24 protein-coding genes are annotated in these 24923 nt (G+C 54.0%); 11 read left to right on the forward strand and 13 right to left on the reverse strand.

The window, feature by feature from the left end; all coding sequences use genetic code 11:
- Window positions 1-10 precede the first annotated feature (10 nt).
- The 3 genes from GOX63_RS07795 to GOX63_RS07805 all read right to left on the reverse strand — a co-directional run bounded on the left by GOX63_RS07795 (window position 11) and on the right by GOX63_RS07805 (window position 5059).
- Window positions 11-2755: an AsmA family protein gene (locus GOX63_RS07795; protein ID WP_170545434.1), complete on the reverse strand. Its 2745-nt coding sequence runs from the start codon at window positions 2753-2755 to the stop codon at window positions 11-13.
- Window positions 2756-2863: 108 nt separating this feature from the next.
- Window positions 2864-3628: a DUF3299 domain-containing protein gene (locus GOX63_RS07800; protein ID WP_170327424.1), complete on the reverse strand. Its 765-nt coding sequence runs from the start codon at window positions 3626-3628 to the stop codon at window positions 2864-2866.
- Window positions 3629-3697: 69 nt separating this feature from the next.
- Entirely contained in the window at window positions 3698-5059 is a 1362-nt protein-coding gene (locus tag GOX63_RS07805) for a metal-dependent hydrolase family protein (RefSeq protein WP_170327423.1), read from the reverse strand.
- Window positions 5060-5241: 182 nt separating this feature from the next.
- Between GOX63_RS07805 and GOX63_RS07810 the strand changes: the two genes are divergently transcribed.
- From GOX63_RS07810 to GOX63_RS24085, 4 genes are all read left to right on the forward strand, one after another.
- Window positions 5242-6321, forward strand: coding sequence for a helix-turn-helix domain-containing protein (locus GOX63_RS07810; RefSeq protein WP_170327421.1), 1080 nt, complete (start codon window positions 5242-5244; stop codon window positions 6319-6321).
- 348 nt (window positions 6322-6669) lie between these two features.
- Window positions 6670-6870 (forward strand): DUF1059 domain-containing protein, encoded by a 201-nt coding sequence (locus GOX63_RS07815; RefSeq protein ID WP_170327419.1) that lies wholly within the window; start codon window positions 6670-6672, stop codon window positions 6868-6870.
- Window positions 6871-6903: 33 nt separating this feature from the next.
- Entirely contained in the window at window positions 6904-7026 is a 123-nt protein-coding gene (locus GOX63_RS23960; RefSeq protein ID WP_302477144.1) for a hypothetical protein, read from the forward strand.
- A 10-nt stretch (window positions 7027-7036) separates the two neighbouring features.
- On the forward strand, window positions 7037-7267 hold the full coding sequence (locus GOX63_RS24085) for a hypothetical protein (protein ID WP_367647202.1): 231 nt from the start codon (window positions 7037-7039) through the stop codon (window positions 7265-7267).
- 92 nt (window positions 7268-7359) lie between these two features.
- Here GOX63_RS24085 and GOX63_RS07820 read toward each other — a convergent pair whose 3' ends face one another.
- From GOX63_RS07820 to GOX63_RS07830, 3 genes are all read right to left on the reverse strand, one after another.
- On the reverse strand, window positions 7360-7518 hold the full coding sequence (locus GOX63_RS07820; protein WP_170327418.1) for a hypothetical protein: 159 nt from the start codon (window positions 7516-7518) through the stop codon (window positions 7360-7362).
- A 316-nt stretch (window positions 7519-7834) separates the two neighbouring features.
- Entirely contained in the window at window positions 7835-8173 is a 339-nt protein-coding gene (locus GOX63_RS07825) for an SDR family NAD(P)-dependent oxidoreductase (protein ID WP_170327548.1), read from the reverse strand.
- A gap of 126 nt (window positions 8174-8299) precedes the next feature.
- Window positions 8300-9130, reverse strand: coding sequence for a class I SAM-dependent methyltransferase (locus GOX63_RS07830; RefSeq protein ID WP_170545436.1), 831 nt, complete (start codon window positions 9128-9130; stop codon window positions 8300-8302).
- A 472-nt stretch (window positions 9131-9602) separates the two neighbouring features.
- Here GOX63_RS07830 and GOX63_RS07835 point away from each other — a divergent pair, with 472 nt between their 5' ends.
- Window positions 9603-10409: an inositol monophosphatase family protein gene (locus GOX63_RS07835; RefSeq protein ID WP_170327415.1), complete on the forward strand. Its 807-nt coding sequence runs from the start codon at window positions 9603-9605 to the stop codon at window positions 10407-10409.
- 375 nt (window positions 10410-10784) lie between these two features.
- Here GOX63_RS07835 and GOX63_RS07840 read toward each other — a convergent pair whose 3' ends face one another.
- The 4 genes from GOX63_RS07840 to GOX63_RS07855 are packed head-to-tail and all read right to left on the reverse strand — an operon-like array spanning window position 10785 to window position 15616.
- Window positions 10785-11855, reverse strand: coding sequence for an ABC transporter ATP-binding protein (locus GOX63_RS07840; RefSeq protein ID WP_170327413.1), 1071 nt, complete (start codon window positions 11853-11855; stop codon window positions 10785-10787).
- On the reverse strand, window positions 11852-14068 hold the full coding sequence (locus tag GOX63_RS07845; protein WP_170327411.1) for an ABC transporter permease: 2217 nt from the start codon (window positions 14066-14068) through the stop codon (window positions 11852-11854). Before GOX63_RS07845 ends, GOX63_RS07840 begins: the two co-directional genes overlap by 4 nt.
- A complete protein-coding gene (locus GOX63_RS07850) occupies window positions 14069-15094 on the reverse strand; it encodes an ABC transporter substrate-binding protein (RefSeq protein WP_170327410.1) in 1026 nt (341 codons plus the stop codon).
- Between the two features lie 57 nt (window positions 15095-15151).
- Entirely contained in the window at window positions 15152-15616 is a 465-nt protein-coding gene (locus tag GOX63_RS07855; RefSeq protein ID WP_170327408.1) for an NUDIX hydrolase, read from the reverse strand.
- A 245-nt stretch (window positions 15617-15861) separates the two neighbouring features.
- On the opposite strand from GOX63_RS07855, the gene GOX63_RS07860 reads away from it, so the two are divergent.
- From GOX63_RS07860 to GOX63_RS07885, 6 genes are read left to right on the forward strand one after another with little or no spacing between them, the layout of a single operon-like run.
- On the forward strand, window positions 15862-16671 hold the full coding sequence (locus GOX63_RS07860) for a DeoR/GlpR family DNA-binding transcription regulator (RefSeq protein ID WP_170327406.1): 810 nt from the start codon (window positions 15862-15864) through the stop codon (window positions 16669-16671).
- 59 nt (window positions 16672-16730) lie between these two features.
- The gene (gene phnD, locus GOX63_RS07865) at window positions 16731-17705 is read left to right on the forward strand and encodes a phosphate/phosphite/phosphonate ABC transporter substrate-binding protein (RefSeq protein WP_170327404.1); all 975 of its coding nucleotides are present in this window, start codon (window positions 16731-16733) and stop codon (window positions 17703-17705) included.
- 60 nt (window positions 17706-17765) lie between these two features.
- Window positions 17766-18560 carry a phosphonate ABC transporter ATP-binding protein gene (phnC, locus tag GOX63_RS07870; protein ID WP_170327402.1) on the forward strand — a complete coding sequence of 265 codons (795 nt, stop codon included), beginning with the start codon at window positions 17766-17768 and terminating at the stop codon, window positions 18558-18560.
- Window positions 18557-19372: a phosphonate ABC transporter, permease protein PhnE gene (gene phnE, locus GOX63_RS07875; RefSeq protein WP_170327400.1), complete on the forward strand. Its 816-nt coding sequence runs from the start codon at window positions 18557-18559 to the stop codon at window positions 19370-19372. The genes phnC and phnE (GOX63_RS07875) overlap by 4 nt, the downstream gene beginning before the upstream one ends.
- Window positions 19372-20187: a phosphonate ABC transporter, permease protein PhnE gene (phnE, locus tag GOX63_RS07880; RefSeq protein WP_170327399.1), complete on the forward strand. Its 816-nt coding sequence runs from the start codon at window positions 19372-19374 to the stop codon at window positions 20185-20187. Before phnE (GOX63_RS07875) ends, phnE (GOX63_RS07880) begins: the two co-directional genes overlap by 1 nt.
- Entirely contained in the window at window positions 20184-21089 is a 906-nt protein-coding gene (locus GOX63_RS07885; RefSeq protein ID WP_254435888.1) for an HAD-IIA family hydrolase, read from the forward strand. Before phnE (GOX63_RS07880) ends, GOX63_RS07885 begins: the two co-directional genes overlap by 4 nt.
- Before the next feature lie 565 nt (window positions 21090-21654).
- Here the strand turns inward: GOX63_RS07885 and GOX63_RS07890 are convergent.
- The 3 genes from GOX63_RS07890 to GOX63_RS07905 form a co-directional block, all read right to left on the reverse strand.
- The gene (locus GOX63_RS07890; protein ID WP_170327395.1) at window positions 21655-22224 is read right to left on the reverse strand and encodes a hypothetical protein; all 570 of its coding nucleotides are present in this window, start codon (window positions 22222-22224) and stop codon (window positions 21655-21657) included.
- A 251-nt stretch (window positions 22225-22475) separates the two neighbouring features.
- Entirely contained in the window at window positions 22476-23477 is a 1002-nt protein-coding gene (gene cydB, locus GOX63_RS07900; RefSeq protein WP_170327392.1) for a cytochrome d ubiquinol oxidase subunit II, read from the reverse strand.
- Window positions 23477-24877: a cytochrome ubiquinol oxidase subunit I gene (locus tag GOX63_RS07905; RefSeq protein WP_254435889.1), complete on the reverse strand. Its 1401-nt coding sequence runs from the start codon at window positions 24875-24877 to the stop codon at window positions 23477-23479. Before GOX63_RS07905 ends, cydB begins: the two co-directional genes overlap by 1 nt.
- Window positions 24878-24923: the final 46 nt, after the last annotated feature.

A 24923-nucleotide genomic window follows, 5' to 3' on the forward strand; every position in this document is an offset into this window, starting at 1 on the left:
TAGCGTCCAATTATTGAAGTTGATTGATGTCTGGCACACAGGGTTGCCTGTCGACAGGCATAGCATCAGCGCCCTCTGGGGCCTTGTTTCTGGACCCGCCCACATCCAGCTTGAACTTTGGCGATGATAGCCGGCCCGTCACATCAAAGGGCCAGGCGCTCCGGGATAGGGGTTTGCCAACGCGCCGCGGCTCCGCTCTTATTGCTATCGTATCGTTCAGCCAATCCACTTGCCCCCTTGCAACCAATTGAACCGATCCTGTTTCAATGACGATGGAGTTTGAAGTGACTTGCCCGGCCTGGATTTTAACTGGGGCTACAACGCAAGTGATGCCAGTGTAACCTTGTCTAAACTCTTCTGAAAACAGCCAGGGGAATATGCCCAGCCCCGCTAGTTCCAATAGGCTGGTGCTGATGTAGCCCTCCGACATCGACAAAGACGCGTTGCCGCGCATCGAGTTGATGAAGGCCTTGCCAGAGGCAGTACTGCCAGAGACGTTGAACTTACCGCTCAAACGTCCATAGGCATCAATTCCAATTCCCAATTCATCAAGGATTTCGCCGAATTCCCATCCTGAGGTCGATCCCGATAATGAAAGCCAATCAGGAGAGTCTATCAGATCCATGACCGCCCTGACGCTGAAGTTTCCGCCACCATAAGCCATTTGGAGTGGGCCGAAATCCACAGTTCCTTCTTTAGCAGACAATTGGCTTGAAACAGATGTTACGCCTTTTTGCCCTACAATCTCTTTGAAGTCGATCTGCACCTCAACGTCAGCTTCTTTCAGTGCTCGCTGCACATCCAGAAGATCGGCAGGTTTCCCTTTCTCCTTTGGCAACACTAGGGGCTGGACCTCTGTCTCCTTCGGCAGAACCAAAGGCTGAACTTCTGCTTCAGGTTCTTGCGAGGTCTCGCCTACCAGGCTTTTCAATTGGTCCAGTACGGAGGTGAGGTTCTTCAGGTCGTTGAGATCGAGCCTCTCGCTCGTAATATTGCCACGGACGACGGATGCACCTTCGGGAAACCGCGCATCCAAAGCTGCAAGAAGATGCGAAGATCCGGCTTCGAACTTGATTGCGGCATCAAAGTCTTCGCCCTGCCTAGAGGTTTCAGCATCGATAGCCAGTGCGCCAATTCCGACAGGTTGCAATTTGAGCGCGGTCAAAAACTGGGCACCGTCGTCGACATCCAGTTCCACATCAAAATCGAGACCGGCCAGCCCTTTTAGCTCGTTGACGGATAGTGCGAGATCGAGCGCCCAGAGATCGGTGTCGTAAGTGGTCGCGTTAAACCTGTTGAGTGAAACCGGCCCGCCCGCATTGGATATGTTGAAATCGGCTTTGATGCCGCCGAACTGGTCAACATAGTCTTTATCGAGGTTGGGCAAAATCAATTTGGCGGGCCCGTTCAGCACACCATCGAAAGTTACGTCCTGAAGCTGAAGCAGATCGAGGATTTCACCTTCGGCTTTCAGGACAGGCTCTTCAATTGGCCCGGCTTGCAGCGCGATGCCCAGCATGGCGAGCCGGCCGTCTGGCATGCGGCGAATGCTTTCAATAGAGGCTGGACCGATTACGTCTAACCCCTGGTTAAACGCATTGGTCTGGAACAGCAACTTCTCGAATTCGAAGGAAGCCAGGGATCCAACCATATGCATTTCAAAGCCCGTGAACTTCAATTCCTGGATACTTTTAGCTGCTGGCGGCGGCTGTCCTTCCGGATGAAGTCGCGCGTTGAAAAGCAGATCAACGCCCTGAGCGGTGTAGAGGTCATCTATTGCGCCCTCAGCTTCGAGTTTCTGCCCATCTTCCAGGCTTACGGTGGATGTAAACGCCTCGATCTTCAGAGCGTCCTGAGACACGAGTTCAGCCTGTAACTGCCCATTGCCTTCTAAAACGCGTTCCAGCCCAATGACATCCAGAAAATCCCCGAATTCACCGGTGTCCATCTCCAATACAGCTCGATAGCCACCGCCTTCGTCTTCCGTGAAGGGCTCGCCATCGTAACTTACGGTCATTTCGCCAAAACTGGCCCGCGTCGTAAACGGTGCGGCGTGTGGATAGTCGCCTTCGATTTCGAAGCCTTGACCGTTAACGGAGCCGGAACCAAAGACCTTCGTTCTTTGTCCATTATCCACTTGTTCGAGCGCGAGTGACTGAAGGTCAAACACAAATGAGAAGCCCGAGACCTTGTCGTCGATGTTTAACCCGATTGAAGTGAAACTGACGTTCTTGTCGCTCAGGAAGTTCAGGATTCCGCTGCCTTCTGAGTCGTTCTCATTGGTACTATCAGCGCTCGCGACGTCTTTTGGATCATCCGCTGATACAGTTTCCTCGGGCACGGGCTTGGACGTTGGTTTGTCTTTTCGCCAACTTGTGGTGCCGTCTGCGGCTGTAAGAATATTCGCTTGGAGGCCTTCCACTACCAGATTGTCAAAATGCAGACGCCCGTTGGTCAAAGCGGCAATGTCCAACTCCAGTTCCAGCAGGTTCAATTCTACAAGAGGTGACCCCGGCATTGTCTGGCTCGGGATGATCAATCCACCGACGTAAATGTGACTGATGCGGCCAAGCGCGACGCTTACATCATCGTTGACCAATAGTGGCCGACCAATTTGTTCCGAAAGAACTCTTTCTACAAGGTCACGTCGCATGTCCGAGAACATCGGAGCAGCAAGCAACAACCAAACAAATGCGACAGTTGTGAAAGCGAGAATTGCGACAAGCCCAATTATTCTAATTAGCCAAACCCTCATGCGCTCCCCTATCGCCGCTTTCGCCGTTCAATCTTTCACGAGCAGAAATTTAGCTCACCAGCTTGAACGCTCGTTCTGAACCATATTCAGGTAAATTGGGCTGTGTCACTAATCGTCTCTGGTAGCCCCGCCAGTCGCCTTGATCCTTCCCATCAACACACGTTTCCTATTGGTCGAAGCATCTTCGGAAGTCTGGATTGGTCCAAAAGTTTGCACGTCATCGACCTCTAAAGTAAACGCAGCCTTCATGAGGACAGGACCATCAACAACCAACATTTCCTTCTGCGTCGGGTCGATCCTGATTTGACCGGTTACAACGATGGGTTCGTAGACAGTCGATGGCGTCCATGAATCGCTTAGGCGCAAACGCACCACCTGGTTTGGTGGTGGAGGCGGTACGTGGCTGCACATTCCACGTTCCGGCACGATATATGCCATTTGGGAGCCATCTTCGTCGCGGGGTGCTGGGATCACAAATCCGCCCAATGAAACGGTCACGCCATCATAATCAAGGTTGGCGGCCGTGCCCGCCTTCTCACGTCTTTCCATCACAACCCCGCGTTGGGAAATCAGCCAGTTCGCATCAACGCCTTCCTCAGCAAGGGTTGCTTCGGTCGCCTCGATATCCACTTGAAGCTGGTCCAACAGCTCTGGCGTCGACCCGCCTTTTTCTTGCTGCCCGCGCAACCGGACCAATTTTCGAAGCGTGTTAAGCTGTTTGCCCGTCAATTCGACGAATGGATCTTCGTAGTTCTGAGCAGCTTCATCAATCAAGTCTGTCCATTCGATACGTGCAATTTCCGAATGAACCGGCAAAGCCAAGAAAAATGCAAGAACTGTTGGAACAAGTGTCAGTTTGGCTCGAATTCTCATTGTGAGAAGCTCCCATTTGTAAAGCCAGGGATGCGCGGGATGCCGAGGTAAATTCACCCCGCGCGACACTCAATTGAGTGTATTTTTGTAGATCACGCCATCTTTCATGATCAGATCGATGTTATTGGTGTAGTCGACCAGGATCTCGGCATCTTCGACCGGGTTTCCTTCGACCAGCAGCAAATCAGCGTATGCGCCCTGTTCGATCACGCCCAGCGGGCCCGCTTGGTAGGGGTTGAGTTTTCCTGACAGTGCCAGAAGTGCGGCCGATTTTGACGTGGCCTGTTGCAGGATTTCATACGAAGTCCACGCCTCCAGCCGGTATTTGAACTCGTCATTCTGCTTCGTCAGAGCCACTGGGTCGCCGATGATATCTGTCGAGAATGCGATGTTCTCGATCTCGTACTCTTTCAGCAGCTTCATTTGGTTGCGCGCACCTGCCTGAACATCAAGGAATTTGGGAGCTGCCGCAGTGCCAAGCGCCTTCTTGACAACTTCCTCATCAAGCCCAAGCAGAGAATAGAACGGGACAATCCAGGCGCCAGAATCCTTGATGGCCTGCGCTGATACTTCAGTCATCAGTTGCCCATGTTCTATGCTGATGACGCCCGCTTCCAGTGACCGCAGGATCGAGTCGTCGTTATAGGCGTGGACCATGACATAGGTCCCCCAATCAGCCGCCGCGCGAACCGATGCCTCCAACTCTTCCGGCAATCCTTGAACGGTGTGCAGCGGATCAACCGAAGATGACACACCACCGCCTGCCATTACCTTGATCTGCACCGCGCCCATGCGCAGGGCTTCGCGCGTTGCACGCAAGACTTCGGGCACGCCATCGGCCAGGAACTCGACATGCTGGTTGAAGAAAGACGGCTGCGCCCCCATGAAGTTCGGGTGGGGTTCGGTATAGACCCGATGCTCACCATGTCCGGAAGTTTGCGAAATTACCGGCCCTGATGCGTAAATCCTTGGCCCCACGGCCTTGCCGCGGTCTATAGCTTTTTGCAGACCAATTGCCGGGCCACCCGCATCCCGAACGGTTGTGAAACCACGCAGCAGCATTTTCTCAGCTTCAATTGTGGAAACCGCGCCCCAATACATCCAGTCAAAATTGTCCCTCAGGTCCGCGACGGGCTCGGTGATTGCCATATGCACGTGAGCATCGATCAATCCCGGCATCAGTGTTCGACCTCCACCGTCAACAATCTGGGCATTGGCGACGGCCAGCGGTTCCACCGATACTTCTGCGATCAGGTTGTCCACTACCAGAACGTTTGCGTTCTCAATTCGTTTTTCATCGACACCGTTAAACACGTGCACATTGGTAAATAGGATCGGAAAGCTCTCTTCCTGCGCAAAACCTTGGCCCGCGATTGCCAGGCTTGCAGAAAAGGCCGTTGTGGCCACCATATGTATGAGTTTCGGTGTCATTGAGGCCCTCCAAATACGAATCACAAATGTATATTTCTGAATGTGATTTTAGAACGATTGCCGGATATTGCCTGACAGTATGACAGGCTTTGCCAAATTAATTTGGCATTCTGCAAGCTTTTGGCGCCTTTTTATGTGTTTGCTGTCTTTCTGTCGTTAACTTCATGATATTTGAGGGCGACATGGACGCATTTGACCAAAACACAAAGAAGGCTTTGCCGTTGGTTCGGGCATCGGTTGCTGCACCCGTGGTAGCTGCATTGCGTGATTTCGGTGTTGAACCGGCTTTCGTTCTAGACCCTCTTGGTGTAAGCGAATCCCAAGTGATGGATCGCCAGAATTTCCTGCCACACGAGACGATCTATAAAATCCATCAAGCCGCTGCTGACGCAACATCACCGGACTTCTGCGCGCAAGTTGGTCAATCAATTGACCTTGTTAGGTTTCTGCCTCTTGGTGACATGTTGGCCGAGGCGTTGACGCTGGGCGACTTCTTTACGCGCTACACTCAAGCCGTCTCGAAAGAATCCAACGCGGTCACGCAATCGCTGCTTGTGGAACGCGAGCACGCTTATTTCAGTGCCAAGCGGAATTTCAAGTTTTCAGTTTCGCCGGGACAGACCGACGCATTTCTAGCGAGCATCTGGATATCATTGCTGCACCGGGTTCTGGATTTTAGGTGGGACCCGAGCCAGATCATCTTACGGGTCAGCGAACCTGACGTGCTACCTAGGCACTTTCATGGTGTTCAAGCCATCAAGTGCAGCCCACAGGGCTTTTCGATTCGGTTTCCCTCAACTTGGCTGAGCCATCAGATGCTCTCGGAAACATTGGAAAACCCGTCAGACCTAACAGGCGCTACCCTCGGCCAGCATGCGCCTCAAGATTTCTTAGCCGGGCTTCAGGGCCTGATCCGAATTCATCTTGGCGAGCCGGGATTTGGTGTAGACGAACTGGCGCGCCTATGCGGTTTCCACCGGGAGACATTGAACAATCGGCTGGCACCTTACGGGCAATCAGCCTCTCAGGTCATATCTGGTGTCAAACTGGAAGAAGCAAAGAAGCTGCTGGGTCCGGTAGGGAAGTCCGTTGGTGAGACTGCACTACGGCTTGGCTACGCAGACCCCACTGCGTTTTCGAGGGCCTTCCGAAAATGGTCTGGAATGTCGCCGTCGGATTTTAAGAAAACGGTAAAAGAACGGGGCCGAAAAACCTGCGCCAGTGCGGTCGCATGCTGCTCGCCGTCGTTTCTTCGGGCATAGGACGTGAACACTAGCCGAATATATCCCAAGTTGCGCGCACGTTGTGAAAATCTGGTTGAGCGCCTGCAACATCATTCAATCCTGTCCGGTTCGGGCTGGAGAACGGTCATTGCCTTGTGCTGAGTGGACGGCGGCCCTGTCCGCGTCTGACGAGTTCATCCGGCGAGCAGCGAAAGTCGATCCATACCAAACTGGCCCTTGGCGCAGATCGCGGCGAAGGTGCCAGGAGAGCCCCAAAGGCGACTTTCACAGCGATGACAACGTCTCACAAACAGTCAATCTACCTGCCGGATTCGGTGAATAATGCCCAATCTGCTATCCTCGATTCAAACAAGGGGGAGAAACTAGATGGCGAACGCGTTTTCATATGCTTGTCGGGATTGTGAAGGGATGGCGGCCTGTCCCGCAAGCGTGGTCGCCGAGACCAAGGATGAAGTTTGGAAACTTATGGAACTTCATGCGCAAGTTGCTCATGGCGAAAACCCTGCTGATTGGGATGGTGAAACACGGGCATATCTGGCGACCTTGATTAAACCCGTGAACGTCTGAAACGTGCCCTAGCACAGACGACTGGGGGTCGACATGGCGCGCACATTTGCTCAAATGGAAGAAGAGGAAATTTCGGCTGCTGAAGGCATCTCCGCTGCCGAAGCACTCGTAACATTGGAGAATGACCAAAAAAGTACTCTTGGTCGATGTAAGTGACACCGCGGAAATGGACACCACCGGTGTGTACCCAAACGCCGTAGCTGCGCCCGGCCGCGCAGTTGCTTGGATGGCAGATCTGGAGAGCGAGTATCGGAGTTCGGAATTGCAGGACCGAACCAGGACGATCTTCACAACGTGCGGCAGGGCTCCAAGCTATCGTGGCGCTGCCGCAGCAAACGTCCTGACGTCAATGGAGTTCCAACATGTTCGCTTCGTCGATGGGGCATGGCAGCTTTGATCAATGCTGGGGCCACCACTCAACGACTTTTATGGTGCTATCTCGTCTTACCAGCCCGTCAATTGAAAGGGCTTGGTTACCGCTCCGTGCCCTTACGAACGCGCAAAATAGATGGTGCTACGATGCGCCCGATTTAGGCAGGCAAGTATCCAGGCATCGCCGTTGTTGGAGGATGCACGCATGATCATGCGGATGTAGCTTTGCGCGTGGGTCAACACTTTCTGAACGACCAACCAGATAGAGCCTGTCATAGATATGGCGTCCTTTGGGGGCGCACTGTGAGTTCCGTGACGCAGGCGTTGTTGGGCAGCAATACAGCAGTCGAGATTAGCGTTGAAATTTCTTCAAGCTTAATCATTTTGGAGCGGTCTTTGCCTGCGTCGGACACGTCTGGAGTGCTGACAAACCCCGGGTGCACAAGGGTGACCCGAACACCGTCTTCGCGGACATCTTGGAACAGAGCCTTGGCGAAACCAGCCTGCGCATGCCGCAGGGCACAATGAATGGCGTGATTTTCCAGCCCAGCCAGGATGTAGGCCCGCAGATATAGACAAATGCCCCCCTGTTTCACGGATCGCAGGCAAGAAATGCGCGGTCAGTCGGATGGTTGCCCGCAGCACTTGGTCGATGGATGTGTCCCAATCTGAAAAAGCGGTCAATCGAAACAGCGCCGTGGGTGAAACTGGCGGCGCAGTGAACCATCGCGTCCAACCGCTCGCTTTGCAGCGCCCAGTCTGCGAGAGCGGCCACAGAAGTCATGTCACCCATTTCTGCGGCAAAAAATTCGCCCGTGCCACCTGCGGCCTCAACCATGGCAATTGTTTCTTGCAGCGCGTCCTCGCAGCGTCCATGCGCGAGTATGTTCCAGCCTTTCGAAGCCAGGTCGATGGCCGTTGCCCGGCCTATTCAACTTGAGGCACCCGTAATCAGAGCTGTTTCAGCCATGTGCAATCCCCGGTTTGCTTATGGAAGATTACCACAAACCGCCACCCCACTTAAATAAGGCCAAACCTGACCTGTTAGTCAAAGCAGCTAAACTGGAAGGCGCGCGTGGATTGCAATTGGGGCAATCAAACCACGTTCGATATTCCTGACCATATGTTGAACCTTAAGCGCGGTGTCATCGCCCATTATAAGATGAAGACCCAAAGGTGGAGGGCCATCTGAACGGCTTTGCGCAGCTGCCAGATCTGCAAAGAACTGTTTGGCGAATGCAGTGCGGTCGATCCGGTCACTAACGTCGAAACCGACGGATTTCAAAGCAGCTTCATATGTTTCCGGAGGAGTCAGTGCGCTTTGATCTGCAGATGACGCCCAGGGTGCGGGATAGTCCATTTGCCCCTCTCCGACTTGCATCACATCGTAAATCGCAAAAATTCCGCCTGGCCTGAGCACTCGCTTCGCCTCACGGGCGATGCCGACTTTGTCCGCGATGTTCATGCCGACATGGATCATGTAAGCGGCGTCCATGGAGTCAATGTCCAGCGGCAATTCCAACACGCTGCCTTCGATGAGTTGAACTCGGTCTGACAAGCCCGTCCATTCTGTAAGAGCGCGACCGGTTTCCACAAACTCGGCGGTTAAATCGACACCGGTTACATACGCCCCGGTGGCCGCCGCCACATAGCGTGCCGGACCCCCAAGCCCACATCCCAAATCGACAACCCGGCTTTCAGGTGAAAGGCTGAGAGCCTTCACAAATGGTTCGGTCGCGAGACGCCCGCCAATGTGAAACTCGTCAACCGGCGCCAAAGCGTCGTGGGAAATTGGCGGGGTCAGGTCCAGTGCTGCGCAACCATCGGAAATCCGTTTGAGCAAGTGACCGGAATGGTAATGGTGCGCGACTTCGTTGGGAATGGTCATATTGAAGCCTCCCTAATCGATGCCGTCAGGATACACAGGGTGAGCCAGAGTGTCAGCTTCGTCCGCACTGCGGTTTTCGCCGGACAGAGTCCCGAATGGCATGCTACCGCAACCACTGGATGATTTACCGCATCGTAATGAACCGCGAACATAGCTGAATACCGGTGTTATGTGAAGCGATCTCTGGTTGAGTGCATGCCTTATCTGCGGACCAAACAAACCACCACTTCAGCCTCATAGCGGACATTGATCCAATATGCAGAAGATGCCGACAATGAGCCCAAATGAAGACAGTAATTAGCGAACCTTCGACTTGGGGGGTGATCGCGGAAGAGATCACCAACACTGGAAACTCTAGGTTTGAGGCGGCGAAGTTGCTTCCGGAAACAAGAGAAATGACTCTGTAATTTCCTGACATTCGCTTAGCCTGCAATGTTGTAAGGCAATTCTCCAACCAAATAAGGGAGCATCTATGTCTAGACTTTCAGAACGCAGAGACTTTGCCATCGGAGTCTGCGAGGAGGCTGGGGAAATTGCCAAAAAGTACTTCGCAGATCGGGTTAATCTTGTTGTTGATCAAAAAGGCACTCAGGACTGGGTCAGCGAGGCGGACAGGAATGTCGAAACTTTCATTCGTCAAAGGATCGCGGAGGCGTGGCCAGACGATGGGGTTTTTGGTGAAGAGCACGGCGCGGCTGCGGGAGAGAGCGGCTTTGATTGGGTGATAGACCCAATTGATGGGACAACAAATTTCGTGAACGGTATTCCCGTATGGACCATTGTTCTTGCCGGAGTCACCGAAGGGCACACCGAAGTTGGCGTGATCCGCGATCCAAACATGGATGAGACCTTTGTGGCGATACGCGGAGAGGGAGCGACATTGAACAGTTTTCCTATGCGAGTCTCCGCCGGAGTAGCTCTGAAGGACGGAACAGTTTCCGTGGGGTATTCGAACCGGATCGACTCCCGCCACGCTTTACTTGTTGTCGAGAACCTAATCGAGCAAGGGGCCATGTTTCACAGAAACGCCAGTGGGGCGCTTTCATTGGCCTACGTCGCTGCCGGGCGACTCCTGGGCTACATGGAGGAACACATGAACGCCTGGGATTGTCTGGCTGGGCAACTGCTTGTCTCGGAAGCGGGTGGCGTTGTTGAGGATCAGAACGCCGATACGATGATCCGAGAAGGTGGGCGTGTAATCGTGGGTACTCCGGATGTGTTCGAGACGTTGCTTGAAATCGCAGAGAACGCTTGGAGCGCTTCACGTCCTCGCCAATAAGACCCAACATGTATGAGGTTTGAGCGTCGATTAATCCGCCTGCCAAATCACGATAGCTGATTTCCGGCTTGGCGAAGTAGGCATCAGCCGTTGCCTCGAAATGTCCCGAAGCAAATAACCGTTTGCGCTACGGTTGTTCTCACCAAGACCCAGGTTGATATTTAAGGGTAGCGTTCGTGGAGCCGCGAGAACCTCGCCTGTTTCGCGGGCCTTTCGCTCGCCACCGATCCAAATCTGCATGACATTCGAAAAGACATCACTGGATGCGAATTCAGTAGCGCGTTTGCCGCCCGTCGCACTCAGTCCCCAATCTGCCATAGGGACGGCCGGACCGATAGAGACCTAGGGATGTGTGATAAGCATAAAACTCGGTAATTAGTCCGGCAAAAGCACAGGCCCTTTGTCGGCAAAACCCATCCTGATTTGAGCACCGGGTTCAAGCGGTGCATCGACATCATCGTGGACGGCAAAAACCTGACCAAATGCACCTGTTAGCGTGTATTCCATCCGGACGCCGACATAGGTCGCCTTGGCTACCGTGGCCGGTATGCCCTGGTCTGAACCAATCACCAAACGTGAGGGCCGCACGGCGATGGTTGCGGTCCCTTCGGACAAACCGCGGCTTGGCAGTGTGTGGCGGTAGCCTTCGATTTCGATGGTTGCCTCGCCGCCATCGGAATCAACGATTTGGCAGCTCAGAAGGTTTGCCTCGCCGATGAAGTCGGCAACAAAGCGGTCATTAGGGGCATCATAAAGTTGGCGAGGTGTGCCCTTCTGAGCGATCGCTGCGTTGCGCATAACAACAATCTCATCGGAGACCGCCAGCGCCTCTTCCTGATCGTGGGTGACGTAGACAACTGTTAAGCCAAGGTCTTGCTGGATTGCCCGGATGTCCTCGCGCACCTGACGGCGCAATTTGGCGTCCAGGTTGGACAGCGGCTCGTCGAACAGCAGCACTTGCGGCTCAAGAACCAGCGCGCGGGCGACGGCAACACGCTGTTGTTGACCCCCCGACAGTTCAGAGGGAAGACGGTTGTCGAACCCCTGAAGACCAACCAACTCCAAACCATGCAACGCGCGACTGCGGGCCTCATCCTTCGCAAAGCCCGAGAATGTGAGGCCATACTTCACGTTCTCCAACACACTCATATGAGGGAACAGCGCGTATGACTGAAACACCATAGATACATCGCGGTCGGTGGCAGGCAGTTTGGTCACGTCCCGATCGCCAATCAGGATCTTGCCGGAGCTCGCCATCTCCAACCCCGCAATCATGCGCAGCGTCGTCGTTTTTCCACAGCCCGACGGACCAAGCAGCGTGACGAGTTTTCCAGCGTCTACGTGAAGATTGATGTTATCGACGGCGACGACATCCTTGCCGAACACTTTCGACACGTTTTCAAAGCGTACCGGGGCGGCCTTTGAACCGATTTTGGTGTCGGTCATGGCGATGTCTCCGTTCCGTGCTGCGTGCGCCGGCCAATCTGGACCCGACCGACGAGAAGTTGCAATAAGCCGACCGCCGCGAGCATCACAAAGATCAGCGTTGTCGAATAGGCGATAGCAAGGCCATAGTCGTTATTCTCGACCCGACCGATGATATAGCTGGTTGCCATGTCATACTCCGCGCTGACCAGAAAGATGACAGCTGAGATCGCCGTCATGGCGCGGACAAAGCTGTAGACAAGAGCAGCAAGGATCGCGGGGCGCAACAGCGGTAGGATGACGTTTCGGAACGTCTGCCATGAGTTTGCGCCAAGGGTCAGCGAAGATTCATCAAGACTGCGGTCCAGTTGCGACATGCTCGCGATGCCCGCGCGAACACCAACCGGCATATTTCGGAAGATGAAGCTGACCACGAGGATGACACCTGTGCCCGTTATTTCGATTGGCGGAACATTGAAGGCAAGGATGTAGCTGACGCCGATTACGGTACCTGGGATCGCGAACGACAACATGGTGCCGAATTCAAAGGCGTTCTTGCCCGCAAAGCTCTGCCGGGTCAGCAGATAAGCGGTCACGAGTCCAACGGCGGCCGTCAATGGTGCTGCAATGGCTGCGATTGTGATGGTGGTCCAGAAACTGTCCCAAGCGGCACCGGTCCAACGAATGCCCTCTTCTTCGAAGCGGACCGAGAATGCGGTGATGTAGTGTTTGATGGTCAGCGAGTTATCGACCCCCCACAACTCGACCACACTGCCGTAGATGATCATCGCATAGACAATGATTGTGAACATCCCCCAGCCCAGTGCAATGAGCAAAACGGGAACCGAAAGGCCGGTTGGCATCAGTGGATGAACACCCGCATCGCCTTTGCCGGTGACGGTCGTGTAGCTCTTCTTTCCCAGCCAGACGCGCTGCGCGTAAAAGGCAGAAAGGGTAAAGAACAGCAGCACCATAGCCAGAACCGCAGCCCGACCTTGATCATATTGAGCACCGACGATGGCGAAGAATATCTCGGTCGACAGCACGTCGAAATTCCCGCCCAATACAAGCGGGTTGCCGAAATCCGCCATGCTTTCGATGAAGCCCAGAAGAAATGCATTCGCCAGACCAGGCCGCATCAAGGGCAAGGAAACCGTCTTGAACGTCTGCCATCTGCTGGCCCGAAGGGTCTGGGCCGCTTCCTCCATCGACGGAGAGACGCCTTCCACCACGCCTATCAGTACGAGAAACGCAATTGGCGTAAACGCGAGTGTTTGCGCGATCAGGATGCCCGGCATCCCGTAAAGCCAACGTGTCGGCTGCGTGCCGAAAAGCTCGGCAAAGAACCGGGTGACAGAACCGGACAAGCCAAAAAGCAGGATGAGCGCAAGGCCGATCACGAATGGCGGGGTGATTATTGGCAGTACGGTCAAGGCCCGAAGCGCGCGCTTGTAGCGAAAGCCCGAGCGCGTCACGACTAACGCGAAACACAGACCCAGGACCGTGGTGATGACGCCCACGAGTATGGCGAGGAACAGTGAATTCCAGGCGGCGCCGCAGCGCGCACCCCGAAAACAGCCCAAACCCCACAGTCGATCATCAAAAAACTTCGAGAAGAATACCGCGATGGAATACGCGCCGTCTTCAGTGACGAAGGCCGCGAAAAGCATCTTGGCGATGGGGAAAAAGACAAATGCGGTGACGATTGTTATCACACCGCCAATAGCACTTACGACGAAAACGTCACCGTTAATGGCACCCCTTGCAGCGATCCCCTGGGTAAGCAGGAACAGAAAGCTAGATGCGCAAATCATTGCGCCATAGCCCATTCCAAATTGACGGTCGCCAAGCTCGCCGAACAATGCTTCCAACCAGTCGAAGTTGAAGCCTCTGATACCAATGCTGAATCCCTGGACGATCAGCCAGCCGAAGCCGAGTGCACCGGACAGGATAAGAATGCGGGCGTAAAGCGGGTCAGATTTAGCGCGTTTCAACGCCAGAAGCGGCAACGCGAGCGCGATCAGGAATGGAGCAAGCCAAAGTTTCTCTCCCTGTCCAATCAGAAAGGCGGCAGGGGCAAAATCTTCATCGAACGGGTAGCCATCCACAAGCCACTCGAACGACCACAATCCACCGTCAACCATGTACCATGGCAGCAGGCAGAACCCGACCCATCCGGCGGTGATCCAGAAGATCAGGACCGGATGGGTCGTTTTTGAAGTCTGGTCTGTCATTTACTGCGGCAGCGTCGAAACCTCTTCGTCCCATTTTTGTAATAGGCGCTTCCGCTCGTCTGAGGACCCATACTTTTTGAAGTCATAGTCAATCAGCTTGATCTGGCTCATGTCAGGAGCGCTGTCAGACGTTTCGGAACCTTTGTTCGATGGCACCTGAAACGCATTGACCTGAAGGGCAAGATTTTGCGCTTCCGGCGACAGGGCCCAGTCATAGAACTTCTTCGCCTCTTCCTCGTTGCGGGCTCCTTCAATAATCGACATCGAGCCGATCTCGTATCCTGTACCCTCGCATGGTGCGACGACCTTGATCGGGAACCCGGAAACCGCCTGTTTAACGGCATCGTGCATGAAGACGATACCGATGGTGTTCTCACCGCGACCGGCGGCTTTGATCGGCGCAGAACCAGATTTAGTATATTGGTTGATGTTCGCGTGTAGGCCTTTCATGAATTCAAAGCCTTCATCTTCGCCAAAGATCTGCACCATCGAGGCCAGCGTCGTATAGGCTGTACCAGACGAGTTCGGGTTCGCCATCTGAACGTGACCCTTGTATTCGGGCTTCAGAAGGTCTTTCCAACAGGCAGGTTCGGGCAGATTGTTCGCAGCAACGAGGTCTGCGTTGTAGCCATAGCCAAGCGCACCTGAATAAATGCCGATCGTCCTGTTACCAGCACTTTCGGCCTGAGAAATCGCCCAATCATGAAGCTGGTCACGCATCGGTGACATGTATTCCATAGTCAGGCCCTCTTCGGCGGCCTGCAAATGCGGATCGCCTGTACCACCCCACCAAACGTCTCCTTTCGGGTTCGAACTCTCAGCGCGAATTTGCGCAAAGGTCTCACCTGACGATTTTCGAGTCATGTTGACGTCGATGCCAGTCGCATCTTCAAAGCTGCGTGCCATGAGTTGGCACCAATCTTCTTGTGCCGAACAATAGAGCGTAAGCTTGTCGGCCTGTGCCGCCGACAGTGACGCGGCCAGGGCAATAACAGACCCAACCGCTGTTGTTGTCAATTTTCTCATTTTTTCCTCCCTTTGTGCTTATTTCGTCCGGGCTTCCCGGTTCTTTTATGCCCTTCCTCAAGCAGCCTTTCGAAGCTTCTTCGCGACCGATTTGACTTCTTGGTTGTCTGTTAGATTTTTCAGCAATTGTGACAGGTCTTTTTCTTCAACCAGCTTTGCGGCTTTTGCTGGTGAAAACCAGTGACGCGTCCGCTCACCTTCTTCCTTCCAGCGTCGCTTCAGCTTTTCAACGACCAGTGGATAAAGGGTGACGCGGCAGCGAACGCTGCTTCTGCCTTCATATCGCTTGTCGTAGAAAAAATGGCCGATCGGCCGTTTCGCGATGGCACCAACCGCACCCGCTTCTTCCTGAGCTTCTATTTCAGCGGCATGCCATGGTTTTTTGCCGTCCATTAGCCATCCCTTTGGGATAACCCACCGGCCAGTATCTCGCGAAGTGACCATCAGCACACGCAACTTGCCAACCTTGTCCCAGCGCATCGGAAGCGCCGCAATCTGATCTGCCGTTTCGCTGTCGCTCATGCTGTCCCTCAATGCCACACGATCAAAAACCAAAAGGAAACTGACTTGATAGGAAGCTGGTCGGTAAAGGCGCTCCGTCGATTTCCATTCTGAATTTGATCAGCCTGTGCATTTTTTGCTCTGCGCTTTGAAATACTTGCAATCTCTCGAATTCTCACAACCTTCCGAGGGTTATGCAACAAAAATTATTGCAATATGCCCGAAAGCCCACAAAGGTAGAATTCGAAACCTAGTCGGATCGTCGGATGTCAAAAACTAAAACGCGCGGCAAAATGTCTGAAAAGAACCAGAGCCGGGTAAAGAAGTCCGACCGGCGCCAACAGATACTGTTGGAGTTGAAGCTACGCCCGCACGTCCGCATCAGCGAACTGGCACAGCGATTCAACGTCTCCAACGAGACAGTACGCAGGGATTTCGACGCTCTGTCGAATGACGGCTTGATAGCGCGTGCGCACGGCGGGGCATCAGCCCCCGCGCAAGGACAGTTTCCGGGTTTGGATGAACGGACAAACGCCCAGGTTGAGGAACGCGAGCGAATAGGTGTTAGCGCAGCAGAACTGATCCAGGGCGGTGAAACGGTCATGATCGATTCCGGCTCGACCACCATAGAGATGGCACGTGCTTTGGCTTATCTCGGCACCCATTGCACAGTGATCACCAACTCAATTCCCATCGCTATGACCCTTGGCCATGGAACGGCCCAAGTCCTGCTATGCCCTGGGGAATATCTGGCAACTGAATCTGCAACGATCGGAACCGAGACACTGGAATTCCTGTCACGCTTCAACGTCGACAGATGTATGATCGGTTCCTCGGGCCTTTCAGCCGAAGGTCCTTCAGAAACGGTGCGGGGCTTTGCTGCGGTAAAGAGAATGATGCTGACGCGTGCCGAGAAGCGGCATCTTCTAATTGATTCCGGGAAGTTCGGTCGCAAAGGCCTGTCTCACGTGGGAGACCTTAGCGGTCTGGATTCCATAGTAACCGACAAAAAACCAACAGGAGAATTGCGTAACGCTATTGAGGGCGCCGAGGTCGATGTTCTCGTCGCCGGGTAGGCATGACATGATTGATTAACGGCGGATCAAAAAAGACCGCGCATGACTGGGAGGAAAACATGAAGATCGATATAAAACTATTGATTGGGGCATCCGCAATTGCGCTCATGTCACTGAGCGGAACAGCGTCGGCGCAAGATTGTCCGCGCGGTGACCTAGATGAGCGGTTTTGTGACGCCGACGGGGATTTGATCGCGGATATCCCAACAGATCCCTCCGAGCAAATAGATCCTGACACCTTGATCTTTGCCTATACACCGGTTGAAGACCCTGCTGTTTACAAAACTGCGTGGTCGGATTTTCTTGACCATTTGAAAGCGGAAACAGGCAAGGACGTTGTCTTCTTTCCAGTTCAGAACAACGCGGCCCAGATTGAAGCGATGCGTTCGGGGCGTCTGCATATTGCGGGCTTTAACACTGGCTCCAACCCGCTGGCGGTAAACTGCGCCGGGTTCCGCCCCTTCACGATCATGGCTTCGAAAGACGGTAATTTCGGATATGAGATGGAAATCATTACCTATCCGGGCTCGGGCATCGAAAAGGTCGAGGATATCAAGGGCAAGCAATTGGCATTTACGTCGCCCACATCCAACTCGGGGTTCAAAGCGCCCTCTGCGATCCTGAAAAGCGACTTTGATCTTCTGCCCGAACGCGATTTCGAACCTGTTTATTCGGGCAAGCACGACAACTCGATCCTGGGTGTTGCCAACAAGGATTACCTGGCGGCCTCGATCGCGAACTCGGTTAAATCCCGAATGATCTTGCGCGATGTGATCAAGGAAGATGATGTCGTGACGATTTACAAGTCGCAGACCTTCCCAACGACCGGGTTTGGCACGGTTTACAACCTGACGCCCGAGTTGCAGGAGAAGATCCGCAATGCTTTCTTTAACTTCGACTGGGAGGGCACGACACTTGAAGCCGAGTTCTCGAAATCGAATGAAGGTCAATTCCTTGAGATGACCTATCAGGAATTCTGGGACGTCATTCGAAAAATTGACGCGGCAAATGGCGTCTCCTACGCCTGCCAGTAACCCTTGGCCGATCTTGCGGGCCTGAAAGGGCCCGCTACTCACCCTAATCTGGGGCATTTTATGCTGCGTCTTCAAAAGCTGACGAAAACATATAAGACCGGAGATCAGGCGCTGAAGGCCATTGATCTTGAGGTTCCAAAAGGACAGGTTCTTGCGTTGATCGGGCCCTCGGGGGCAGGCAAATCGACCATGATCCGCTGCATCAACCGGTTGGTTGAACCCACAAGCGGTAGTGTCCTTTTGGATGACGTGGACCTGACCAAACTCGGATCTGGAGCCTTACGGAAAGCGCGCCGTGAAATGGGTATGATCTTTCAGGAATATGCCTTGGTCGAACGCCTCACGGTGATGGAAAACGTTCTTTCGGGACGATTAGGATACGTTGGATTCTGGCGCAGCTTCTTGCGACGGTATCCGCAGTCGGATGTCGACGAGGCCTTCCGTCTGCTTGATCGAGTTGGGCTGTTACACATGGCCGACAAACGGGCGGACGAACTGTCGGGTGGGCAGCGCCAAAGGGTCGGCATTTGCCGCGCCTTGATTCAAAACCCGAAACTGTTGCTGGTCGATGAACCGACTGCGTCGCTCGACCCGAAAACCAGCCGTCAGATCATGCGACTAATCACCGAACTGTGTCAGGAACGCGGATTGGCGGCGATCATCAATATTCATGACGTGGCACTCGCCCAGATGTTCGTTCCTCGCGTAGTGGGCCTCCGTTTTGGCGAAATTGTATATGATGGTCTTCCGACCGGCCTTACTCCCGAGAAGCTGACTGAGATCTATGGGGAGGAAGATTGGGAAGCGACCATCGAAAAAGTGGACGAAGATGAAGGCATTGAGGCCGCGGAATGAGCCATCGAGAACTTGACGACATGCTGGGGAAAGGCTGGCGCAAGCCTGCATTTGTCAAAAACCCGGTACTTCGCTGGGCATTGTTCCTGGGTTTTTTCGCCTACCTGATCGCGGCCTTCATGACCATCGAAGTTGATTGGGGCCGGGTCTATGAAGGGCTGGATCGGGGATGGGCATTTGTACTTGCGTTTACCAGCCCAGACTTCATTTCACGGTGGTCAGATATTTGGAGTGGCCTTCTGGAAAGTATCGTGATGACCGTGGCTGCGTCGGTCGTGGGCATCCTGATTTCGATTCCGATTGGCCTGGGGGCTGCACGCAATATCGCGCCATTACCAATCTACATGATTTGCCGAGGCATTGTTGCGATAAGTCGGGCATTGCAAGAGATTATCGTTGCCATTTTGCTTGTGGCCATCTTCGGCTTTGGCCCGCTGGCCGGATTTCTAACGCTTTCCTTCGCCACCATCGGGTTTCTCTCTAAACTTCTGGCTGAAGATATCGAAGCTATGGACAAGGTTCAGGCCGAGGCGATTAAGGCCTCTGGAGCGCGTTGGCCACAATGGATCAACTATGGAGTTCAGCCTCAGGTTATGCCGCGGCTTGTGGGGCTTTCCATGTATCGGATCGACATCAACTTCCGAGAAAGCGCGATCCTCGGGCTCGTGGGGGCTGGTGGAATTGGTGCGACTTTGAACACCGCATTCGACCGCTATGAATACGACACTGCGGCAGCCATTCTCATTCTTATCATCGGCATCGTGATGGCTCTTGAATACCTTTCGGGAATTATACGAGCGAGGGTTCAGTAATGCCGATACTTGAACGCGACGATGCGCAAATCTGGCGCCGCCGGACAACGGGTCAGAGCTTGGTCCGTTGGTTCGGCTGGCTGTTGGGCGTGGCGATCTTTGTTTACTGCTGGCAGCTGATCTCGGAATCGACGACCTGGTTTTTCGTCTGGGACGCGCCCCGCATCGCCAACGATATCTGGACCCGTGCAACGCCTCCCAAATGGGACTACATTACCCAGCTGGGTCGTCCGATTTGGGATACTCTGAACATCGCCACATTGGGTACAATCATCGCCCTGTGTATGGCGGTGCCGGTTGCCTTTTTAGCGGCCCGCAATACCACGCCTTCGGCTTTGTTCATCCGGCCAATTGCCCTGTTGGTCATTGTCTCGACCCGCTCTATCAACTCGCTGATCTGGGCGCTTCTTTTGATCGCGATTATTGGTCCTGGCGTCTTTGCCGGTGTCATAGCAATCGCCATCCGTTCAATTGGGTTTTGCGCAAAGCTTCTTTATGAAGCGATTGAGGAAATTGATCACACTCAGGTCGAAGCAATCACGGCAACCGGTGCTTCACGGTGGCAGGTCATGGCTTACGGAATCGTTCCACAAATCCTGCCCGCTTTCGCAGGCATTGCTGTCTTTCGTTGGGATATCAATATCCGCGAGTCCACGGTTCTGGGGTTGGTCGGCGCCGGGGGCATCGGGTTGCAATTGTCGGCTTCGCTCAATGTTCTGGCCTGGCCGCAAGTCAGCCTGATCCTGATTGTAATTCTTGTCGCGGTCATGATCAGTGAATGGGTTTCTGCGAAAGTAAGAGGGGCCATCATTTGACCGGGTTCTCTGCGCAAGAGGCTTTTGATGCCTACGAGGCTGTACGACATCGCCTTCCGGAAAACAAAACTACCGAAGTGAACTATCGTCAGGCTGAGACGCTAGAGGACATCGCTCATGAGTTCGACGTGTTCCTCCTCGACGCCTTCGGGGTTCTTAATATCGGTGATACGGCGATCCCAGAAACACCAGATCGGGTCAGGTCACTGAAAGCCGATGGCAAACGTGTTCTGGTCGTGTCAAATGCCGCAGGGTTTCCTCACGCTTCTCTTTTGGAGAAATATGCTCGACTAGGTTATGACTTTGCGCCACAGGACGTGATTACCAGTCGGGCCACATTATTGTCAGAGCTAAACGGCCAAAGTGATTTGCATTGGGGGTTGATGGCGACACCCAGCGCCGGTCTTCGCGACCTGGAGGGGTTGAAGCTCACCTATCTGGAAGATGACCCGAATCCCTACGAAACCGTTGATGGATTCCTGATGATCGGTTCAGCGGCATGGTCTGAATCCCGGCAAACCATGTTAGAGTCCGCCTTGCTAGAGCGTCCCCGCCCGGTAATGGTCGGCAACCCTGATATTGCCGCTCCCCGCGAGTACGGATTTTCCAAGGAGCCCGGTCTTTTCGCGCACCGGCTGGCAGACCGGACAGGCGTCGCCCCCCAGTTCTTTGGAAAGCCTTTTAGCAACATCTATGATCTTGCTTTCCAACGTCTCGGGCACATCGACAAGTCCCGAGTTCTGATGGTTGGCGACAGTCTGCACACCGACGTTCTCGGCGCACAAAATGTAGGCATAGATTCCGCTCTCATATCAGGATTTGGGTTCTTCGCAGGGCATGACGTTGAAGCAGCTATCAAGAATGCAGAGATAATACCAAACTTTGTCCTAAACCGGCCTTGAATTTGGAGCATTACATTCGAAAGATGTTCTGTTCAACATTGCCTGTTATTGAGTTGGTGCGCTGTGCACGAATGGCGGCAATGCGGGCTGCCATCGCAGTATTTAACCACGACGCTCGATGGCGGCTTTGGGCCGGTAAAGAGCAAATTTCGTACCCGGCCGTTTCATACTCCTGCACTTCGGGACTGACGCTCCTGAAATGAAAAGTCGAAAACTGGGGCGATTGTCCGAGACGTTGAGGGTAGTCAAGGCTGCTTCAAGTGACCAAGCTTTTCTTGCGGACCAGACACTCAACCAAACCTTACCCGAACAGCCTCCGCGAGATGAAACCATTTTTGTCGCGGCTCCTTTCCAATTGGCTGCCTTTCAAGACGTGGATCTTTGTTCAGAAGGTCCTGCACGCTGATCCAAGTCTAGCACCGCAGGGTCTATCATGCGGTTTTTTGCGCTGATCTTGACAGAATTCCGCATGGTTTCGCTTCGTCCCGCAGATCAACCGTCCAAGCCTGATTTCGCGCAGCGTCGCCGCAAGTCTGGTTTGAGCCCAAAGCGGAAGTCCACTCGCCTAAGGCGAAACAAGTGGTTCTGGACGAATTTGCATTAGCCTAAACCCAAGCAGCAGAGACAAACATCCCAATGCCAATCCCATTGCGAGGGCATTTACAGCGAATAGACCGCCAAACAGAGATGCCGCTGTTCTTCCCGCCTGCTCGATAAACGTGTCTGCTATGACTGATACCCAGTCTTGTAGGTAAAGTGCGAACAGGACCGAAATCCCCACGGGCGAAATGATTAGCGCTACGCCGAGGGAGGCCAATCCTCGCCCAAGGACGGCCCGCAGTGTTGACCCTTTCAGAACTACTGCGGCTGTGGAAGAAAAAACGACAAGTGCAGAGAGCAGGGCGAGCCACATGTCCACAATAGGGGAGAAGTCTTTCGTGACAGTTCCTGTAAGGGCCGAGGTGAAAGGCAAAAGAACGAAGGTCGTAAGCCCTGCAGCAAGGAGCCCTGTGAACAATTTTGGTAACATCCCAGACGGGCGGCTACCGCCACGGTTCTTTTGCTTAGGTGGAATGGGCAGAGCTGGATCGATCTGATCCCGCTGCACGGACATTGGTTTTGGACGAGAAAGCATCACAGCCCCCTAGAATTGTTAAATATGAGGCGACCCAGCCAGCCGCGTGTTATTGGGGACCCGGTAAGCTGGAGCGGGGTCTCTTTCGGCGCTTGGACTAATGTTTGCGCGAGTTGGACACGCTGAAGCGCGGGCATTGGTATCCTTGCCATTTCAGCTGATGCACAACTTGATCACGTAAGCGACGGTCGCTAGGCACAAAACGCTGCTGAACCAGATCGCACCGAACCAAAAAACTTGCTTTAACGGTTTCAATGGTAGCTCTCCTCTGGATCGATCTTCCCGCGGAAAACCCAGTACGTGTAGGCGGTGTAGGCTAGGATCACAGGCAGCAGAACGACTGCTCCGACGAGAGCAAAGGACAAACTGCTATCTGGCGCTGCGGCTTCAGCAATCGTGAGGCTTGAGGGTAGCATATAGGGATAGAAACTGATCCCAATGCCGATGAAGCAGACGACGAACAAGGCAATGGCGCAGAAGAAGGGTTGATAGTCTCGCTGTTCTTTCAGGCCGCGATCAAGCATCCATGCAATGACAGTAACGATAGCCGGCACTAGAACAGAGAAAACGACACCGGGCCACGAAAACCATCTGATCAGATAGATCGGGTCTTGGAGTGGGGTCAAAAGGCTGACGAGGCCAATCAACGCAAGCGTCATGAGCATCAGTGGACGTGCACAGGAACGCATCTGGCGCTGAATCTTGCCGGTGGTTTTCATATTGAGCCAGGTCGCTCCCAGCAAGGCATACCCGATCACCAAGGCCACACCCGTCAGGACAGAGAACGGCGTCAGCCAATCCCATTGTCCACCTGCGTACAGCCGATCTTCAACCGGGACACCCTGGACCAGCGCACCAAGCGCGATGCCCTGGCAGAGGGTGGCCACAGTTGACCCACCGTGAAACGCAACATCCCACAGCCAGCGCCCGCGCACCGTTCTCCACCGGTATTCGAAGGCGACACCCCGGAAGACAAGCGCAAGAAGCATGATAATGACGGGAATATAGATCGCAGGCATCACCACAGAATAGGCCAGCGGGAAAACGGCGAACAAACCTCCGCCCCCCATGACCAGCCAGGTCTCGTTCCCGTCCCATACAGGCGTGACCGAGTTCATCATGACATCGCGATCTTTGTCGGTTTTCGCGAATGGAAAGAGGATTCCAATTCCAAGATCAAAACCGTCCAGGATCACATAAGTCAGAACGGCAAAGGCAATGATACCTGCCCAGATTGTCGAAAGTTCAAGCATTACGCTGCCTCCGCCAAAGTAGAGATTTCAATGGGTTTGTGACTTTTCTGGAAGCCTTCAACAGGTGGTTTCCCCATGAGGCGCAGCATGTAGAACGTGCCCGCTCCAAACACGGCGAAATACACGACGATGAAGGCTATCAGAGACGCGGCAACTGTAGGTGCATCAACTTGCGAGAGTGAGTCCGATGTCCGCATCAGCCCGTACACTGTGTACGGCTGGCGCCCCACTTCGGTGGTGATCCAACCGGCCAGTACCGCCACAAACCCGCTGGGCGCCAACAGAACGGAGGTCCGGTGCAACCAGCGATCTTCGTTGAGGCGGCCCCGAACTCGCTGCACAAGCGACCACAAGCCGACGCTCAGCATGGCAAAACCGATAGCGAGCATGATGCGGAAGCTGTAGAACACGATCGCGACCGGGGGTTCTTCGTCGTCGGGGATAGTGTCCAGCCCGTCAAGTGGCGCGTTGGGATCATGTTTCAGGATCAGTGATGATAGTCTCGGGATTTCGATGGCATAGTCCACGCGCTTTTCATCTTCGTTTGGAATGCCGAACAGGATCAGCGGTGCACCTTCGGGATGACTGTCAAAGTGACCCTCCATCGCCATTACTTTCTGCGGCTGATGCTCCAGCGTGTTCAAACCATGAAGGTCGCCGGCAACGATCTGCAGAGGGGTGACCAGAACAGCCATCCACATTGCCATCGAAAACATTCGGGTGACCTCAGCCGTGCGATTGCGGCGCAGCAAATGCCATGCCGCAACCCCGGCCACCACAAAAGCAGTGGTGAGATAGGCGGCAAGAACCATGTGTATCAGGCGGTAGGGGAAGGACGGATTGAAGACAATCGACCACCAGTCAACGGGAATGAACTGCCCCAGTTCGTTGATGTCGAACCCAACCGGGGTTTGCATCCAGGAATTGACCGACAAGATCCACGTAGCTGAAATCAGAGTGCCAAGGGCGACCATCGCCGTGGCCATCATGTGCAAACTGGGACCGACGCGTTCGCGACCGAAAAGCATAACGCCGAGGAAGCCTGCCTCGAGGAAGAAGGCTGTCATGACCTCGTAAGCCATCAAGGGCCCGATTACAGGGCCTGCGGTATCCGAGAATGTGCTCCAGTTCGTGCCGAATTGGTACGACATCACGATGCCGGACACGACACCCATCGCAAAACCAACTGTGAAGATTTTTTTCCAGTAATTGAAGAGGTTGAGGTAAGTCCTGTCCTTGCGCCACAACCAGAGGCCATTGAGGACGGCCAAGAAGCTCGCCAAGCCGATGGAAAAGGCCGGGAAGATAATGTGAAACGACACAGTAAAGGCAAACTGGATGCGTGCCAGGGTCTCTGCGTCGAAGTTTGCGAATAGGTTCATTGCCGTATCCTTTGGCATTGGGTTGCAAAGAGCGGCAGTGAACAGAAGTGCCTAGGATGCCAAC

Source organism: Ruegeria arenilitoris, assembly GCF_013031355.1.
Lineage (GTDB): Bacteria > Pseudomonadota > Alphaproteobacteria > Rhodobacterales > Rhodobacteraceae > Ruegeria > Ruegeria arenilitoris_C.